Raw genomic sequence first — 15,634 nt, 5'->3', positions numbered from 1 at the left:
GGGGTTGAACCAATATTTTTGTCAAAAAGATACAAATTGTGGGCTTTGCTACATAATTAATAGAAGGTTATTCATTTTTCTATTTTTGAGATGACATAAAAATGCGAGTAAAGACCACTCTAATTATCAAGATATATCTATAAATCGGCTGATAAATAGAGGATTTAAAATAAATAACAGAAGAGCTTTAGGATATTCTGACAATAGCTGCCTTTATATATAGCAGGTAATGCTGCGCTATTATGAGTAACCAGTCAGCACAATAATGGTTATTAATCGGCATGATAAGATTAAGGGCACTGTGGCTTTCTAAGTGTACGCCTGTAACATTGATTTCTATTAGGTCGCTATTATGCGTATAATGTAGAGCATAAATAGTAGCGGTTTATCCTGATATAAATGTGCAATATTAGCGCTTATACAAAACGAAAATTACGTCTGAAAATCAAGTTTAAAGCCGATCAAAAATAAAAGCCAAATGAAAATTACCATTGTGTTTTCAATCGAGGTGCCAACGTTATGTACTCAAGTAATCCAGCTGAACAACTGAATCCCACTATTCAAAATCGCAACGCGTTAAACTTAGACAGCTCTCCAGCCGTTCGAACCGCGTTTTTTATCTCAGATGGCACAGCGATTACGGCGGAGACGCTTGGCCGCGCTATCTTGAGTCAGTTTGCTTCAGTACCTTTTGAAACACGAGTGTTGCCATATGTCGATAGCTTAGAGCGTGCAGAAGACGCCGTTGAGCAAATCAACATGGCGTATCAACGAGATGGTCTGTTGCCATTAGTCTTTGATACGATTGTTAACCCTGATATTCGTGAAAAGATCAATTCTGCCCAAAGCTGTAACTTGGATATGTATGAGGGTTTGATTGGCCGTGTCGCTGAAGAAACGGGTGTGGAGCCTGACGGACATTCGGGTCATGCACACGACGATGTGGATTCTGAGACTTATAAAGAACGTATCGACGCGGTGCATTTCGCTTTAGACAATGATGATGGTGCGCGTACGCGTCATTACGATGCGGCCGATATTATTTTGGTGGGCGTATCACGTTCAGGCAAAACACCGACTTCTTTATACTTAGCCTTACAGTTCGGTATTCGAGCAGCAAATTATCCTTTGACCGAAGATGACTTGTACGATAATCAATTACCAAAAGCATTGCGCGAGCACAAAGACAAGCTGTTTGGTCTATTGATCGATACCGATCGCTTGGTGAAAATTCGTCAAGAGCGCCGTGCGGGCAGTCGTTATTCGAGCTATCAGCAATGTCAGCAAGAGCAGCGGGCAATACAAGGGATTTACATTACGCATGGTATTCCAAGCCTTGATGTCTCTGAGATGTCCGTTGAAGAAATCGCTACGCGTATCTTACAGATGACGGGTCTCAAACGCCGTATCGGCTAATAAAATATAAGCTATCAATGAATTGCTTGAATCAATCAATTAATTATTTAGTAATAACGATTTAGCAATAACGATTGCTCAAAAAAGAACCATTATTTAAAGCATTATTATTAATAATCATCATTTAATACCATCTCATTATCACATAGAGAATATTATGAGTTCATTTTATAAGTCTAGCAAGACCCATTTATTATTGGCCAGCTTGCTGAGTGCGGTCAGTTTACTGAGTGCTTGCCAAACGTCACCTTTTTCACGTGAGCCAGTGCCTGAGCCACGTTATATCCCAACCATCGTATTGGGTGAAGCGCAAACGCTAACAATTATGCCCAATCGTGTGGCCTGCGCCTCAGCATTACCGATGCAGTGTTTACTGGCCAAATCAAGCAAAGATGGCAGCGTGTTTCAGGTACCTTATGATTGGATTGATGACTTTAAACCAAGCCTTGGCACAGAATATGTGATAAGTGCGCGTCCGCAGATTGACGAGGGACAGAAAAGCGCGACTGGGCATTGGACACTGCAAAATATTGTGTCACAACGTATGGTGGGCACGCCTTAGTCGTGTGGTTTTGACTCAAGCAATTATTGATTCATACACAGTCTGAAAATCAAATAAATAAGTAAATGTAAAGAGGACACGATGGGAACTAAAAAACCAAGCGACGCGACCAATGATATTGGTAAAGACATTCATACCGAAGTATCGAATAAAGAAAGCGGTCGCGTACCGAATCCTGAGCATACTGAAGGCAAAAATAAAAAACAAAATATTGAACAAACCCATGAGCAGGTCACTGATGATGTCATGCACCATCCTGATCTTATTAATCCGCTCGATGATACGCGAATCGATATCAAGTCTGGTTATACAAAAGATTCACGTCGCTTAAAAGGCGATAACCACGATTATGAATATGATGCGGTCGTTTTAGGAGCAGGTCCTGCTGGCGAAGCGGCGGCTATGAAACTGACTAAATCTGGCAAAAAAGTGGTGGTCATTGATCCACGTGATCAGGTGGGTGGTAACTCTACTCATGTGGGTACGATTCCAAGTAAAGCACTGCGCCAATCGGTATTTAACCTCATTAACTTTCGCCGTGATCCTATGTTTACCAAGGCGATGGAGTACAAGCAAGTTCCTCTAAATAGAGTGCTTGCCAATGCTCGAAAAGTCATTCGCAATCAGGTTAGTACGCACACACGATTCTATGAACGCAACCGCATTGAAGTGATTCAGGGTTGGGCAAGTTTCATTGATGCTCATACTTTGCGTGTTGAAACCGATGACAATGTCTTTGAAACCATTACCTTTAATAAAGCCATCGTAACGGTTGGTAGTCGTCCTTATCGCCCTGAAATTTTAGACTTTAACCATCCGCGCGTTTTTGATTCTGATAAAATTTTGCAAATGGATTATGTGGTCAAAAAAATTATCATCTATGGTGCGGGCGTGATTGGTTGTGAGTATGCCTCTATCTTTACGGGTCTTGGTTATAAGGTTGATTTGATTAATAACCAAAATCAATTGCTCAGTTATCTCGATAGCGAGATTAGCGATGCTATCGCGCATGACTTTAGACAATTTGGCGTACTGATTCGTAGTAACGAAGAGATTGATCATCTTGAAACGCATGACGATTATGTCGTCTTACATCTAAAGAGTGGTAAGCGCATCAAATCTGATGCCATTCTTTGGTCAAATGGTCGCTCAGGTAATACGGAAGGTTTAAACTTAGAAGCGATTGGTCTAAAAGCAAACAGCCGTGGTCAATTAAAAGTTGATGATACCTATTGCACCGAAATCGAAAATATCTATGCCGCAGGCGATGTGATTGGTTGGCCATCTTTGGCTTCTGCCGCTTATGACCAAGGACGCTGTGCGGCGGCCTTTATGGTTGGTGATAGCGATGCGGAACCAGTGTCAAGCGTGCCAACTGGTATCTATACGATTCCTGAAATTTCTTGTATCGGTAAAACTGAGCAAGAGCTAACCGACGAAAAAGTCCCATACGAAGTGGGTCAAGCATTCTTTAAGCATTTGGCACGAGCACAAATCATTGGTGAACGCTCAGGTGTTCTAAAGATTTTGTTCCATCGTGATACGTTGGAGATTTTAGGAATCCATTGCTACGGTAACCATGCATCAGAGATTATTCATATTGGACAAGCCGTGATGAAGTGTAAGAGTAATAATACACTTGAGTACTTTGTGAATACTACTTTTAATTATCCAACGATGGCAGAAGCCTATCGCGTGGCGGCACTAAATGGTCTTAATCGTGTTTTTTAAGTGATAGAATATTGAAACGTTATAAATAAAAAAGCGTCTGCTATGTTAGCAGGCGCTTTTTTTGATTCAGGATTATTGATTTGGCTTTTATTGATGGCAGGCGCTAATGACATGCAATAGTCTTTTGCTTTAGGACACTGTTTTAAGTGCTTTATTTGCATCATGCCAGCGCATCCACATAAGTAGCGCAAAGTAAAACACCCATAAGGCGGCTAGTGCATAAAATCCAGTAGAAACTTGGGAAATACTAGCCCCCATTTGATTAAGCTGAACGGAGGTGTTGATACCCGGTGTCGTGGGTACGAACCAACGTATGATTTGTAAAACTGTGGGCAGCTGATCTGCTGGCCACGGATAACCACTGACAAAAAACATCGGTAGTGAGCTAAAAATTAGGATTTGCATACTACGTTCGCGCTGGCGAAACCAGAGTCCAAACACACAGCCAAGTGTCGCCACGGTTGGACAAAATAACAGAAGGAACAGTAAACTGCCAAGCATGTTTTGCCCACGCGGATAGTGGTGTAGCTCAAATGTCCAGCCATAATAAAAGCAGCCAATAATGAAGCTAAACATACTGAGCGCAGCAATTCGCCCAAGCCAACCACGGATACTTGTCGCATGTCGCCGCTGCTCATACCACGTACCAATCAGCATCGCTGTGGCGATTAATAAGGTTTGTTGCAAAATTAGAATAGAGACCGCTGGCACCACGTAAGCGCCATAACCTTCTGTTTGATTGTATAAAGGAACAATCACTAATGGCACCGCTTGAGTATTAGCAGCCGCTGTTGCTGAATAAGCACCTTGTGCCACATTTTTTTTGACTTCAATCCCTGCTGATACCGTACTGACTGCTTTTAAAAAGCCCATCTGTACGTTTTTATTTAACAGAAAGTAGCCGCCATTACCCAATACGCTGACGCTCGCCGCTTTTCCCGATAGTACTTGCTGCTCAAGCCCACTTGGAATGACCATGTACCCAGCGATTTCATCTGACCACATGGCCTCTTTAGCCTGCTGCTCGTTGAGAAAAAGCTGAGTGTCTAACTGCGGACTGGCACTGGCATAGCGAACGATGGTTCGTGATAGATTACTATTGTCGTTATCAATGATACCAACAGGTACATGGTTGACCACTTCTGTCGAATACGGCCAAGGATAAAAGAAGCCATAAATAATAGGGGCAATCAGTAAGAGTAATAGCACACCTTTATCAGAAAAGATGTCCTTAATGGTCTGTAAAAAACTACCTAAGAAACTAGGTGTTGAGGATTGCTTGGTTGAATCTGACGTTGTCGAAGATAAATGGTCTTTTAGTGGTAATGACATTAGCGCGCCCCCCAACGTTCAGGATGCGCCAGCGCGCGTTTTGTTAATAAAGTAGTCAAGCTCATCGCAATCGTCGTGGCAATAGCCAGACCATAGACGATCGGCAATGACACAGCAACAGGCGCTTGCATCTGTAATTGTGCAATGTGCAGTTTTAGATAGTGAGTGAGTGGCAGTGCATCTGACCAATGCCGAGCACTGTCACTGATAGCAATATAAGGGAAGGTCACACCAGCAAAGGCATAAGAAGGTGCTGAAATAAAACCAGTAGCAGACAAGCCCATGCGTAATGAAAATGAGCCTAAGGTAAAGATAGCACCCAGCCAAAACGATAGCATTATTAATAATATCAAACCAGCATAAGTTGCAAGCACTGAGCTCATGGCAACGGATTCTTGCGGCGTGGCAAGCCATAGAGCCAACATCGCCCAAATGCTAAAGGCCAATGTCGGCCAAAAGTATTTGCCTAACAGACCAAAAAATAATACTAAAACGTTTGCCCTTTCCGTCATATCTTCATTCGCAAGGCTAGAGACAGAGATTTGATCGTTTTTGCTCAAGTATTGGTTGTTTTCTACGGCATTTAATATTTGCTCTGATGTTGACTCGTTTTGTGTGGTTCGCGTCAAATCAGGATGACCTGTACTGATAAAGCGATACCAGTGGCCGAGTCGTTTATCCCGCAGCTCACGACCAATCGTCGTTGCACCGATCACCATCGCTAAAATATGCAGCAGCGCGGGTATGACGGTTGAAGCCAAAAACTGCTGATAATCGGTGGCCGCGTTAAACAGGCTGATACGCTGTATGCCAATCGGTGAGTAAGCAATCGCAGCTTGCGACGGTGCCATGCCTTGTTTGACTAAACGCTGTATCTCAACGCCTGCCGATAACGTCCCAGCGACCGCTTGAACGCTGGTTTGGATAATGCCCGAATGTGTACCGTACTGAGCATTTACTTGTAAAATTAATGGAGCAGGCTCAGCAGATAAAATATGCCGAGAAAAATCTTCAGGGATAATGACAATAGCGTAAATATCACGCTGCAAAATAGCCGCTTTTGCCTCAGCCTCTGAGTAATAAAGCTGTCTAACCGTTAGAGTAGGGCTGGCTTCCAAATAGCGTACCGCGGTATTGGCAATCGGGCTATTGTCTTGGTCTATCACCCCAATGGGCAAATCCGTAATCTGCGTTTGTGAAAATATCCACCAAATCAGTAAAACGGTTGCCAGTGGTATCCAGACCACCATACTAAAATCCCACGGATTTTTGGTCAAAAACCGTCGCTCATAGGCAGCACTACGTAAAAAAGCCTTACTTAACTTCATCGGGTGCATGGCTTACTCTTGGCTTGCATTAGTAAGTGCTGGATTGACGCGTACAATAACGCTCATACCTGAGCGAATACGTGCATCAGGAGTCGTCGGACGTGCCTTTACTTCAAAGGTACGTACATCGAAGCCGTCATCATTATTGGTCGGGCGCCAAGTGGCAAAGTCAGACAATGTTGACGTAGCATAAACGGTGAACTGTTTGGTATAAGGCTTATTTGCTGATGACAGCGCAGGAATCGTACCAGTAAATTGCTGACCAATCGCAAACTGGTTTAAGTAGGATTCGGTGACATTAAGTACGACCCACTGCTCATCGGTATTGACCAACGTCAAGATAGGCACGCCTTGTCCGATGACTTCACCCGCGCTAACAATGACATTGTCCACAATGCCTGCAATAGGACTTTTTAAGTTGGCTTCTTCTTTTGCCACGAGTGCTTCTTCTAGTTGGGCATCGACTTGTGCTACTTGCGCTGTCGCCGCTGATTTATCTTCACTGCGTGCGCCTTCTTTTGCCAAATCGTATTGTAAGCGCGCCGCTTCAGTTTGATCTTGAGTGGCCAGATATTGCGCATATGCCTCATCGCGTTTTTGCCGTGCCATAAGACCTTCTTCATAAAGGCGGTTGACACGCTGGTAAGTGTTCTCTGCCAAATCAGAAGCAGCTTTGTTGGCTTGCCATGCCGCTTTTGCTTGAGCGATCTCTTGTGGACGGGCGCCATTTTCGGCTTTATCTAACTGACTTTGTGCCATTTGCTTGCCAGCCAGCGCCTGATTGATCTTTGCGTTAATCTCAGGCGAGTCCATTTCAATCAGCTGTTGCCCGACTGTCACTGCATCACCTTCTGTGACCAGAATTTTGGCAATACGTCCCGGCACTTTTGCAGCGATGGAGGTTTGCTGCATCTGCATCTGCCCTTGCAAAGTCACGATTTCAGGTTCGCTATGCTGATTGCTTTTATATAGACCATAGGCAATAACGCCTAATACAATCAGAATCAATAGCGCCAGAAGTGCCTTTTTTATCATGGCAGATTTATCCGCTTTTTCTGCATGGCGCTTATAAGTAGGCACTGCTTGCTCATTTTCAGCATCAGTTGCTTGATCGTTATGGTTATTGACTGAGTCAGTAGATTGCTCTGAGTCGTTTAACTTGCGCGAGTCGTCTGATTCGTTGGTAGATTCAGTCATGACAGTGAGATTCCTAAAGCAGCAAAATTGAGGATAAAGGGTATGTTATTAGTACATTCGTACAGCATAAGGTTTGGCGCTTTCTAAGGCTTCAGAATTAAAAATCGCACCAAAGGCGACGATAAATGCTGAATAATAAAGCCAAAGCATAATGACCACGGCAGCTGAAAGCGCGCCAAACTCAGCGCTATAGTTATTAAAGTTTTGCACATAAATCGAAAATAGCACAGACAATACAATCCAAAGAATGGTCGCCAGAGCTGCTCCTGGCACCAGTTTTTTTAGCGCGACGGCGTCACGGTTTGGGGCTAGGCGATAGAGGCTTAAAAAGCTCAAAAATATGATACCAGCCAATATAGGCCACCTGCTCCAAAGCGCAATCGTTTTAGCTATTTGCGGGAAGGGGAAATAGGCTGCCCCTACAGGAATAATAGCAATAGAAGAGACCGCTATAATCAAGATTACTACCGCGCCAAAGGTTAAGCTGACTGCTAAAATATTACCTTGTATGAAGCTTCGCTCTTGAGTGATATGAAAGGCAAGATTGATAAGAATAATTAAAGATTTAACACCTTTAGAGCCAGCATAAAGGGCGAGTAAGGTCGATAAGACAAGACTGAACGTGAGTGCGGATGTGGTATTAGAGACCAATGCGCTTAGGCGTGAATTGAGGACTTCATACACCGTATCAGGTATAAACGGACGCAAAATCGAGATTTGCTCTTGCATCTCAGCTGGTGAAAACGCGAGACCATAAAGCAGCACAAACACCGCCATTACTGGAAAAATTGATAAGAAACCAAAAAATCCCACGCTCGCGCAGTGTGCCCAAACATTAGAGTTGTTCGCAATACGCCACGTCTTTAATGAAGGCTGCAGCCAGTTACTTATTAATTTAGAAGTCGGGTTTTTCATAAAACAGTATTCACAATAGAGTTAGCAATAGTATGGTTAATGGCAGCTTCATGATAGTTAGTATGGTCAGGCTACTGTAATAGTATTGCGGCGTTAACCTCGCTTGAGGTATCAAATATATATCTTCGCTCAGCTGCCTTGTCATACTTTCAAATCGAATCAACTATATAAACGCTTATCCACACTATCTATATTTTTCAAATTAAATCATTACTCAGTATACAAAGTCGGTAATCGAATATCAGCAGCATTAAGATAGGCATTAAAGGCAAGAGGCGTACCACAGCTTTGCATGAGTGCGGCCAGCGATTGTACATAGCTGTTCGCCGCTTGCGCTTGTTCAGTACGTGCTTTAAGCGACTGCGTTTGTGCTTGGACTACCTCAATCGGTGTATTTACACCTTCTTGTAGCCCCAACTGGCGCAAACGCAATACTTCTGCGGCCAGATCTACGTTACTTTGTAATGCCTGATAGCGAGATTGGGCATTATTAACATCGTGCCAGTTTTTTTCGACCAGTAATAATAAATTGTCACTCACTTCGATTTCAGACAGATCTGCTTGGCGTATTTTGGCATTGCTCGATGCGAGTGATGCATTTTTATCAAGACCACCCCACAGCTTCCAGCTGGCTGATATACCGGCTACCCAACTGGGGTCTTTTTCAATTTGTCCGTAGCCATAGAGCATGACGGTAGGCTTGTGACCAGTATCTGATAGCGCGTGTAGCTGCTCAGCTTGTGCGCGTTTGGCGGCGACTTTTTGTAGACCTGGGTGATTGGTGAGTGATAAATTCTGAAAATAGTTTACATCGGGTAAAGGACGGCTAGAGACGAATAACGGTGTCGTGGGTTTGATACGATAGTCGGTACGTAATAGCCGCTGTAAAGCCATCATCGCAAGACGAGCATCGTTATTGGCATTGACGGACTCACTTTTTGCATCGGCAAGCGCAGATTGTGCTTCTAAGCGATCAACACGTGAGATAAAACCTTCTTCAAAAAGCCGCTGCGCCATATGGTCAGTCTGCTGCAAGGTATCATAAGCATCTTCGCGTAAATAAGCGGCAATGATGGCCAGCTGTGCCTTAAAGTAACGCTCAATCAGGGTGTTATAAAGCTCGTTTTTATCCAATAGACTGTCTGCGACGGCTTCTTGGGTACGGGCATTGGAAGCACCTGTCAAAGCGTTGGCACGTCCAGCAGTATAGATGGGCCAAACCACGCCCAGACCTGCACCAGCCGTTGAGCCTGAGCGCTTTAACTCATAAGAATCTGGGATACGCTCACCGACCAATTCACCAAAATTCGGCAAATCTGGTAGCGGTGGAATAGGCGGAATCACATTATCGACACTATTGTTAACGTCATTAACAATACCGTTTTTCAATGATGATAAGTCAAGATCCGCGTCTAAGTTGTAAGCGTTGGCTGATAGTTGGGCAAACACCAATGGATTGTCTAAAGTTTTGAGCGCATCCGTTTGATATTCACTAGCTGCAATCGCTGCTTGATTGGCGGCCAGTTTCGGTGACACTTGCAACAAAATATTTTGAGCTTGCTCAAGGCTTAACAGGCTAGATACTGCTAATGGATAACTATTATCAATACTTTTATGGGTAATGGGATCGATAAGCGTTGTTAAGCCAGTTTTTTGCTCAGCTTGACCCATATCTGTATCTATCGTTGACCTTTTATTTTGAATCTCATTTTTTTGAGTACTTTTTTGAATGGTGCTTTGAGTACTGTATTGAGTGTCAGCGTCGACAATTTGCGTCACTGCAACGGCTGTGACCTCATTCGGTGACTCGATATTATGATCAGTAGCGCTTGCCAAAGCAGGCGCCGCTAGACCCATGAACGTAATCGTCATCACCGCAGTAGACAGAGTCGATAAAGCAAATTTCATAAGTCACATAAGCCATTAATTAGAATGCAAAGTATTTTAGGGTCAGGCAAAAAAGTATCAAAAATATCAATTGTTACGGTCAAACCCTGTCAAAACAGTTCAATATGGTCAACCATTAACAGAAGCTAGTATTTTGTTATGGATAACAAGCGCTACACTGTAGTGGCACAATGGTGACGGGTCAATGCTCAGTATTTGCTTACTGTGCGTTGAATAAGCCATGATTTTATGTTAGAGGTCGGGTGTTAAGACAAATAATAACATCATTTGTTAATTAATAATAAAAGGTTTATCAAGTCATTAGCACTTAAATCGATTTTAGATCACTTTTAAAAATTTTCAGCGATAATGATGGTTAGTGATGATTGTTGTACTATAAAGCAGCTTATAAATTATACATAACAGTGGTGTGTGCTATATTTCAGCACCTTATGTCATTGAGCAAGATTAAAATGAACGGCATTTATTTTAACTGTCGGCAGTTGCTCATTGGCGCAGTGCTAATGTAAATAAAACTGGCTATTGCGATAAGCGTTGCTCGCAAAAAGTACGTGCTATCAATAAAGACTCGGCTATAAAATATGATTGTAAAAAATGAATGCGACAAAATAGGATGTGAGTAATGGCAGGATATATTTTGGCTTTGGATCAAGGGACGACATCGAGTCGAGCGATATTGTACGATGATCGTGCCCGTCCGATAAAAATGGCACAGCAGCCCACCACTTTACAAACCCCAAAAGCGGGATTTGTCGAGCAAGACGCGCAACAAATTTGGCAAACGCAGATTAGCTGTGCTCATGATGTGATTAATCAAGCAGGGCTGCTTGCTACCGACGTCACCAGTATCGCGATCACCAATCAGCGTGAATCTATTGTCATGTGGGATAAGCAAACGGGTAAACCTTTAGCTCCTGCCATCATTTGGCAAGATCGCCGTACGGCAAGCTACTGTAAAACACTTGCAGCTGAGGGTGCCAGCGGCATGATGAATGATAGCCATGATGATGTGGCAAGCGAAGTGCAACGCATTACAGGGCTACGGTTAGATCCATATTTCAGCGCCAGTAAGATCGCTTGGTTACTAGAGCACAATCCGAAATTGAGCGTACGAGCTAGCAGAGGAGAAATAGCGGTTGGTACTATAGACAGTTGGCTCATATATAAGCTAACTGGTGGCGAGCATGTCATTGATGTGACCAACGCTTCCCGTACTTTATTATATGATATCCACAAGCTTGAGTGGTCAGAAGAGCTGTGCGCCCGTTTTGCGATACCCATGAATATTTTGCCTAAAGTCCTACCATCTGATGGTGACTTTGGTAAAACCAAAAAAGGACTATTTGCCAAACAAATTCCTATTCAAGCGGTATTGGGCGATCAGCAAGCAGCACTTTTTGGACAAGGCTGCCTCGATGCTGGCATGGCCAAAAACACTTATGGCACTGGGTGTTTTATGCTGATGAATATTGGTCAAAAACCCAAACTTAGCGAGCATAAACTACTAACGACAATCGCTTGGCAACGAAAATCCACACCGACTCGTCCAGACAATTTGTCGTTCGATCAAATTGTACAGTCAGGCAAACGCATGTTGCAGCCACCCAGAAAAGAAGTCACTTATGCCTTGGAGGGTAGTGTGTTTATGGCAGGTGCTATTGTCCAATGGTTACGGGATAATCTGGGTATGATTCAACAGAGCAGTGAAGTCGAGGATTTAGCCCGCCAAGTTGATAGTAGTGAAGAGGTGGTGTTACTGCCTGCATTCACAGGGCTAGGAGCACCCTATTGGCGCTCCGATATCAGCGCGAGTATTACTGGTATGAGCCGCGGCACAACTAAAGCCCATATTGCTCGTGCTGCGTTAGAGGCGGTTGCCTATCAAACTTATGATGTGCTCATTGCCATGCAAAAAGACAGTCCTCATCCATTAACTGAGCTAAGAGTAGATGGCGGCGCAGCCAATAATGACTTATTGATGCAGTTTCAAGCTGATTTACTCGATGTGCCTGTCCTGCGTCCGAGAGATACAGAAATCACTGCCAAAGGTGCAGCATTGCTCGCGGGGTTAAAAACGGGGTTATATGATGGAGGGACGATGCAAGCATCATGGCAAGTCGATCGTGTTTTTGAACCCCAGATGTCCAGCGATATCCGTGAACAACATCTTAATAAGTGGCAACGAGCCATCGATAGAGCGCTGACATCCTTATAAGTATTGAACAGACACATTAGAATATTGTAACAACTCAATGAAAAATTACTTAAAACGCTTCACTGTCCTACAAAATCATTATAAAGATACAGGCTGTAACGCAAGGCAATCGCAATCTGGACACAATTTACACAACCTATCTATCTGTTGTTGTCCATAAATTTCTATACTTTAGGCGACTCAAGTAACACATGATTCGAGTAAGACCGCTAATTTTTAGCACTTAATAAATCTAAAATATAACAAATTAATTTAAGGATAAAATTATGAGTAACTATGACGGTATTGATCGCAGTGAAGTAAAGCATATGTCAAAAGAAGCTAAGCAGGATCTGAATGCTGATATCATCACAGGTGAGCCAGGTTCGCATCCAGTAGGCACAGCTATTGGTGGTCTTGGCGGCGCAGCAGCGGGTGCAGCAATCGGTACAATGGCAGGACCACTTGGCACACTCATTGGCGGTGCGATTGGTGCTATCGTTGGTGGCGGTGCAGGACATGCAGCAGCAGAAGCGATTGATCCAACACGTGAAGAAGCTTACTGGCGTGCAGAATATGCAAATGTTGATTATTACAAAGAAGGTTATGACTTCGACCGTGATCTACATCCAGCTTATGCAGTAGGGTACGCCAACCGTGCTCGTTATCCTGCGGATGCACGTTTTGAAGACCATGAAGCTGAATTAGAACGCTCATGGCATGAAGTAAAAGGTGAATCACGCATGGAGTGGGAAGAAGCACGCAAAGCATCGTATGACGCATGGAATCGTGTATCATAATAAGCGAAACTAACAGCACATTTTATTTAAGTAAGTAGACAGTATATAAGCTTACTACCTTATCACTGGGCTTAGTCTGATTGTAGACTTGGGTCTGCTGATAGACTAAATACTTTCAATTTATGCTATCTTAAAGTCTTCAAAGATTTCTTTGGAGGCTTTTTTTCTGTATATTACTAAGTATGAATATATTAAACAGCCAATCATCTTTGGAAGCAATATTCTAGAATAAAAATAATAGGTAATCTATGAACAATAATGCGGAAGCTAAAAGCGCCAGACAATTTTATATCGCCACTGCCAACTTGCTCAATTTTGCCAACCCTAACCGAATTTATTATGACAATGCGCCAGCTTACAGTAACGATGAATATGAGCACAAGCTAAGCGGCATCACTGATTTATTAGCAAAAGCTCATGCTGATATTATTGCGGTACAAGAAGTCTGGGATAGTAATGCGCTTGAAGCATTGGCGGTGTCGTTGGGATTTAAGCCCGAGCATGTCGTTGTTCCATTGGCAAGTAACGACCGTTCAAGCCCTTATACCCATGGCAAAGGGGCACAAAACACTCCTGCTGTTGGTATTATTAGCCGTTTTGAGCAATTAGAAAGCCGCTTGCTTGAAGATATTGCACCAAAAGCGGTGATTGATATTCCTGATATTGGTCCTTACCAGCGCTTTAATCGTCCACCATTACTAGTGCGGGTCGATGCCTTTGGTCAACCGATAACGATTATTACGGCGCATCTAAAAAGTAAACGAGCATTTTTCTTGCGTGATGAAAGTGGCAATTTGTTAGAAGACATGGACGATCCAAATATTCGAGTCCGTGCCAAGCTCCGTAGCTTATGTATGCGCGCCGCAGAAGCAGCTTCTATTCGCATGTCTATTATAGAACGCTTACGTCATACTCGTGAGCCATTGATTTTGTTAGGTGATATGAACGATGTCACCGGTAGCGTCACCACCCAATTGATGGCTGAGACTGGTGAAGTTAATTATGACAAAGGCATGCGCGATGTTGCATTATTCGATGCTGCGCGTATCCAAGCACGCTATGGTTGGATGAAAGATGTGGCATATACCCATATATATCAAGGTATGCCAGAAGTGATTGATCAATTATTTGTTTCAGAAGAGTTTCTTCCGGATAGCAAGTTTTCACTGGGTCAGGTTGAAAGAGTAGACTATTTCAATGACCATTTAAAGTGGGACTATGCAGATAGAGTCATCGATCATGGTATTATAAGAGCGAAAATTAAACTCAAAGATTAAATTTTTTACATTACGTGGTTAACGCTATTAAATGGTTGACCTATACATTAATTTTTAACCCATTTATCTCCCTTGCTTGATAGTGTACAAGCGTTTATGATGCCTCTCCATTAGACATAGTAGCGCTAATATCAGTGCTACATTATTAGCTAATAGGATGTAATTCTTCAATTTAGGGCGAATACTATCTATTGAAGATTATATTTATAAAATAGGGTGTAACATTAAGAGACTTATGATGAGCGAAAATAAAGACGAAAAGATTGAAGATGTGTTGGTAGATTCGGAACTGGCAAAAAAACTGGTCCCGAATAAGTTTAAGTTTACCAGCCAACAAGGCCGTGCGCGCCGTCAAAAACTTTTGGCTGGTGCCAAGAAGCTAAGTGAAACACAACCTATCAATGACATTACTTTGGCGGCTGTATGTGAAGAAGCAGGCATTCCAAGAGCTTCTGCTTATCACTTTTTTCCTAACATCGAAGCGATATTTTTAGCATTGCGTTTTTTGAATGCTATCGAAATATTAGAAATAGTAGAAACAGTCGATATTGGTAATTATGACAGATGGCAGGGCTATTTGACGGCACTTATTGATAATTGTGTGACGATATTCCATAACGATGAAACCAAAGCTAAGCTCATTTATGACACGAACACGCCTGATTTTGAAGGTGATAGTTTTGGTGAAGATATCGATCATCAAATCGTTGATTTGGTTTATAAGCGTTTATCAGAGCGCTATGAGATGCCGAGTTTCCACGATATTCAAGACACGCTATTGATTGCTTATAGCATTATCAATGCGATATTCACATTGTCTTATCGTCGTCATCAAAGCATTACCAATGAATATATTCAAGAAGCAAACACTGCGTTTATCGCTTATTTGCGTTGCTATCTACCAGAAAAGCTACCGCGTAAGAATCGCTAGTTTTTTCGCTATTTAGATGATGTATAGACGTTAGGGCATGGTT

12 protein-coding genes are annotated in these 15,634 nt (G+C 42.8%); 7 read left to right on the top strand and 5 right to left on the bottom strand.

Annotation, left to right across the window (positions count from 1 at the left end; genetic code table 11):
- The first annotated feature begins 519 nt into the window (after positions 1–519).
- The 3 genes from ppsR (at position 520) to sthA (ending at position 3,709) form a co-directional block, all read left to right on the top strand.
- Entirely contained in the window at positions 520–1,416 is an 897-nt protein-coding gene (ppsR, locus tag C8D84_RS03760) for a posphoenolpyruvate synthetase regulatory kinase/phosphorylase PpsR (RefSeq protein ID WP_109590180.1), read from the top strand.
- Positions 1,417–1,573: 157 nt separating this feature from the next.
- Positions 1,574–1,978 (top strand): DUF4377 domain-containing protein, encoded by a 405-nt coding sequence (locus C8D84_RS03755; RefSeq protein WP_109590178.1) that lies wholly within the window; start codon positions 1,574–1,576, stop codon positions 1,976–1,978.
- Positions 1,979–2,059: 81 nt separating this feature from the next.
- Positions 2,060–3,709, top strand: coding sequence for a Si-specific NAD(P)(+) transhydrogenase (gene sthA / locus C8D84_RS03750; RefSeq protein WP_109590176.1), 1,650 nt, complete (start codon positions 2,060–2,062; stop codon positions 3,707–3,709).
- Between the two features lie 129 nt (positions 3,710–3,838).
- Here sthA and C8D84_RS03745 read toward each other — a convergent pair whose 3' ends face one another.
- From C8D84_RS03745 to C8D84_RS03725, 5 genes are all read right to left on the bottom strand, one after another.
- On the bottom strand, positions 3,839–5,041 hold the full coding sequence (locus tag C8D84_RS03745) for an ABC transporter permease (RefSeq protein ID WP_109590174.1): 1,203 nt from the start codon (positions 5,039–5,041) through the stop codon (positions 3,839–3,841).
- Entirely contained in the window at positions 5,041–6,378 is a 1,338-nt protein-coding gene (locus tag C8D84_RS03740; RefSeq protein ID WP_109590172.1) for an ABC transporter permease, read from the bottom strand. Before C8D84_RS03740 ends, C8D84_RS03745 begins: the two co-directional genes overlap by 1 nt.
- Positions 6,379–6,381: 3 nt before the next feature.
- Complete coding sequence (locus C8D84_RS03735; RefSeq protein ID WP_109590170.1) at positions 6,382–7,566, bottom strand: HlyD family secretion protein; 1,185 nt, start codon at positions 7,564–7,566, stop codon at positions 6,382–6,384.
- Positions 7,567–7,614: 48 nt separating this feature from the next.
- Positions 7,615–8,481: a YihY/virulence factor BrkB family protein gene (locus C8D84_RS03730; protein ID WP_109590168.1), complete on the bottom strand. Its 867-nt coding sequence runs from the start codon at positions 8,479–8,481 to the stop codon at positions 7,615–7,617.
- 210 nt (positions 8,482–8,691) lie between these two features.
- Positions 8,692–10,389, bottom strand: a complete 1,698-nt coding sequence (locus C8D84_RS03725; protein WP_109590166.1) for a TolC family protein — start codon at positions 10,387–10,389, stop codon at positions 8,692–8,694.
- Between the two features lie 622 nt (positions 10,390–11,011).
- Here C8D84_RS03725 and glpK point away from each other — a divergent pair.
- The 4 genes from glpK (at position 11,012) to C8D84_RS03705 (ending at position 15,591) form a co-directional block, all read left to right on the top strand.
- Positions 11,012–12,604, top strand: a complete 1,593-nt coding sequence (glpK, locus tag C8D84_RS03720) for a glycerol kinase GlpK (RefSeq protein ID WP_109590164.1) — start codon at positions 11,012–11,014, stop codon at positions 12,602–12,604.
- Between the two features lie 266 nt (positions 12,605–12,870).
- On the top strand, positions 12,871–13,383 hold the full coding sequence (locus C8D84_RS03715; RefSeq protein ID WP_045446919.1) for a hypothetical protein: 513 nt from the start codon (positions 12,871–12,873) through the stop codon (positions 13,381–13,383).
- 248 nt (positions 13,384–13,631) lie between these two features.
- Positions 13,632–14,660, top strand: a complete 1,029-nt coding sequence (locus C8D84_RS03710; RefSeq protein WP_109590162.1) for an endonuclease/exonuclease/phosphatase family protein — start codon at positions 13,632–13,634, stop codon at positions 14,658–14,660.
- Positions 14,661–14,898: 238 nt separating this feature from the next.
- Entirely contained in the window at positions 14,899–15,591 is a 693-nt protein-coding gene (locus C8D84_RS03705; RefSeq protein WP_055124242.1) for a TetR/AcrR family transcriptional regulator, read from the top strand.
- Positions 15,592–15,634: the final 43 nt, after the last annotated feature.

Source organism: Psychrobacter immobilis, from assembly GCF_003148585.1.
Lineage (GTDB): Bacteria > Pseudomonadota > Gammaproteobacteria > Pseudomonadales > Moraxellaceae > Psychrobacter > Psychrobacter immobilis.
The sequence above is the reverse complement of the archived record's forward strand: the minus strand, read 5'-3'. Positions and strand labels throughout refer to the sequence as shown.

Coding starts and splice junctions, on each gene's coding strand:
- ppsR (WP_109590180.1), top strand. CDS start 520: ATGTACTCAAGTAATCCAGCTGAACAACTGAATCCCACTATTCAAAAT.
- C8D84_RS03755 (WP_109590178.1), top strand. CDS start 1,574: ATGAGTTCATTTTATAAGTCTAGCAAGACCCATTTATTATTGGCCAGC.
- sthA (WP_109590176.1), top strand. CDS start 2,060: ATGGGAACTAAAAAACCAAGCGACGCGACCAATGATATTGGTAAAGAC.
- C8D84_RS03745 (WP_109590174.1), bottom strand. CDS start 5,041: ATGTCATTACCACTAAAAGACCATTTATCTTCGACAACGTCAGATTCA.
- C8D84_RS03740 (WP_109590172.1), bottom strand. CDS start 6,378: ATGCACCCGATGAAGTTAAGTAAGGCTTTTTTACGTAGTGCTGCCTAT.
- C8D84_RS03735 (WP_109590170.1), bottom strand. CDS start 7,566: ATGACTGAATCTACCAACGAATCAGACGACTCGCGCAAGTTAAACGAC.
- C8D84_RS03730 (WP_109590168.1), bottom strand. CDS start 8,481: ATGAAAAACCCGACTTCTAAATTAATAAGTAACTGGCTGCAGCCTTCA.
- C8D84_RS03725 (WP_109590166.1), bottom strand. CDS start 10,389: ATGAAATTTGCTTTATCGACTCTGTCTACTGCGGTGATGACGATTACG.
- glpK (WP_109590164.1), top strand. CDS start 11,012: ATGGCAGGATATATTTTGGCTTTGGATCAAGGGACGACATCGAGTCGA.
- C8D84_RS03715 (WP_045446919.1), top strand. CDS start 12,871: ATGAGTAACTATGACGGTATTGATCGCAGTGAAGTAAAGCATATGTCA.
- C8D84_RS03710 (WP_109590162.1), top strand. CDS start 13,632: ATGAACAATAATGCGGAAGCTAAAAGCGCCAGACAATTTTATATCGCC.
- C8D84_RS03705 (WP_055124242.1), top strand. CDS start 14,899: ATGAGCGAAAATAAAGACGAAAAGATTGAAGATGTGTTGGTAGATTCG.